Annotated in this window: 3 protein-coding genes and 1 pseudogene; 1 reads left to right on the forward strand and 3 read right to left on the reverse strand. The window is 40.6% G+C overall.

Features of this window, described 5'->3' with window-relative positions:
* Positions 1-287, reverse strand: a pseudogene (locus CWB98_RS23235) (IS110 family transposase); the annotation flags it as partial.
* A gap of 119 nt (positions 288-406) precedes the next feature.
* Between CWB98_RS23235 and CWB98_RS23240 the strand changes: the two are divergent.
* Complete coding sequence (locus CWB98_RS23240; protein ID WP_138546956.1) at positions 407-805, forward strand: hypothetical protein; 399 nt, start codon at positions 407-409, stop codon at positions 803-805.
* Between the two features lie 619 nt (positions 806-1,424).
* Here the strand turns inward: CWB98_RS23240 and CWB98_RS23245 are convergent.
* Positions 1,425-1,826, reverse strand: a complete 402-nt coding sequence (locus tag CWB98_RS23245) for a hypothetical protein (protein WP_138546957.1) — start codon at positions 1,824-1,826, stop codon at positions 1,425-1,427.
* Between the two features lie 107 nt (positions 1,827-1,933).
* Positions 1,934-2,317: a hypothetical protein gene (locus tag CWB98_RS23250; RefSeq protein WP_138546958.1), complete on the reverse strand. Its 384-nt coding sequence runs from the start codon at positions 2,315-2,317 to the stop codon at positions 1,934-1,936.
* Positions 2,318-2,577 lie beyond the last annotated feature (260 nt).

Genomic DNA, 2,577 nt, shown 5'->3' on the forward strand with positions numbered 1-2,577 from the left:
GCTTTTTAGGGATAAGGGATGAGGCAACGACGTAACAGCAATGACCAAGGCTGGTAATTAAGCGATAAATCCAGTAGCCGCAAGGGCCAGCTTCATAAACGAAGTGCAAAGTAGCATCGGGGTATTTGGATTCAAAGTGACGAAGCAATTTAGTAATCGACATTTTTGGCGGAAGAAATTCGGCCAAAATGAATGGGTTGGGCACCTCGTTGTTCTTCACAATAAGCGACTTCAACAAACTCTTTATGAGTATCTAAGCCAATGAAAAGTATGTTATGTTTGTTCATGCTAGCCTCTGCTGTTTAGTTATTTGACAAACTAATTATGGCTCTGGCTTTTAGCTAACCCACGAAGATGCGGAGGCTAGCACCGTGTGGGAGTCATTGTGTCTAGGTGCTATAAGGTTATGCTTCGAACTATTGCTTTAAATTTAGGTCTTCTAGTTTCATTTGTTACTCAAGCATCTGCACCGATTGAGTCTGTTAAACTAGAGCAAACTCTGGCAAGTGAGCTTGGATTTATTATCGAGTTGTCTCGTGATAAAGAGGCCACTAATCTGAGCGTTGAAGGCCCTAAAGAGTTAAATGGCTGCGCGCCTTTGAAAGTAGGTACTGCAATACTAAATAAAGAGAATTTAGACATTGCTTTAAGTATTTCTGAAGTTACTAAGGGAGCTACTCCAAAAAGCTTTGGTTATATCCGCAATGTTACGGACAATAAATTACTAATATTTATCGACTACATATGCCCTGTTGGGCGTCGACATCAAAGTCGCAGATACGAGCTATGGTCAAGTAGCACCTAACAAAGCTTTGTTTGGACATCCACTTCAAAGATTGATCGTCCAATCTCAGTCACTTGAGGTTGGCTGCAACCTCAATGGGAAAAGAACCACGGCGGGATTGCAGGCTTTGTTCGGACACCCATTCCAACAAACTTACCACTTCAAAGCTTATTTATCCAAACTAGACAGATTCAGATTGGCAGTAACGTCGATGAGAGAGGAGCAGAATTAGCTGGGTGCCTCTGTATTGGCCTTTCAGTTTGAGTGTTTTTTAAACGTTGGCTGGTTACTTGTTTAGTCGTGAAAATTCCCTTTTGAGCTTACGAATTGACAAAGACCTATAAAGAATCGAGCCCATCAAGTAAGCAAAAATCACGTACCAGCCTGCATTAATATACAGCAGGTTTAAGCCATATGCCGTGCCGAACTGTATTGCAGGCACAACTGGAAATGTTGGCATTATAGCCACACCAGCAACAGGCTCTCGACCACACTTTAAGTGTGTAAGATTGCCGTCCAGAATTTCTAAGTAGAAACCTATCGCTACTGATATTATTGATAGAAAAGCTAATAAAAGATAAAGCAACACCCCTCCGCTTTTTTAGCGAAGCAACACTTTGACTGGAAATTTTTGGTTGATTTACAACTTATAATTACAGCCAAGTAACCGTGATCGAATATACTGATCATTCTCTTTTACTGTTAAATCACTATATATTTCACACCACTTTGCATGATTACCATAGTCAGCAATGGCATAAGCTATAAGCTCCAAATTTCTTTTAGTGGTATTCGGATGATTTGTGATCTCTACAAATTTGTTGGAGTTTCTGATACCCCAGTTTACGAACTCACCATAGATAGCAGCTCCCAGTGCTTCACCCTTATATTCGTTTAAGAAATCAATAACCTGCTGACTAGATTGGTTTTTACCTAAAAACGAACTGGTCGCCCTGCTAGCTTGACAGATTGAATCACACTGTTGTGACTCAATAAAACCATACAATATCAACACAGCTAATACGACTGATACCAGTTTCATACACCGAAGCACCTTTGGTTAATATAGTGCACCAACTTCAAAGCGTGGCAACATCAGGGGCGTTGCCTCTGTATTTGCACATTGAAGCAGCGAAGCTTGTTAAATCTCTACTTTGTATACAGCTTAATATACTTTGCAGCGATCTCTTTTGCTTGAACCACCTCTGCCTTTTTCATTGCTTTAGTTAAGCTGGCTAACCTTTCTTTTGCAAAGTCAGTATCGGTGCCATTTCTGGATAAAACAACGCCATACCAAGCATAAGACTCAACTTTATTTTGAATTGGTTCAGGGCTTGATTCCAATAGATAGGCAAACTCTACTTGAGCTGTATAAAAACCGAGCCTTGCACTTTTTCCCAGGTATTTTGCTGCAGAGTTAAAGTTCCCTTTTGATGCGGCTTCAACGCCTTTATCGCGTAACTCGCTCTCTTCACTCGCTATGCAATGATTAGCAAACATCATTGCAATCAGGGTTATTAGGATTAACCTCATACTCTCTCCTTGCATTTAGTGCGCGCTCACCGATAAATAGAGCACGCTGGGTAAATTTATCGAGTGTAGCACTGTATAACGTGCCACATTCGTATTTGCGACAATACTTAAATCTCGACCTTATCAAAATACTTGATTACTGGCGGTACGCAAAGAAATGCGCTCAGCTTATCCAGTACGCCGTTATCCTGAATGAAACTCAAATAATTCTGATGACTTTTCTACCGTTAACCATTCTTCGTCCAAAAGGATTTGTTTGG

The organism is Pseudoalteromonas rubra (assembly GCF_005887115.1).
Lineage (GTDB): Bacteria > Pseudomonadota > Gammaproteobacteria > Enterobacterales > Alteromonadaceae > Pseudoalteromonas > Pseudoalteromonas rubra_F.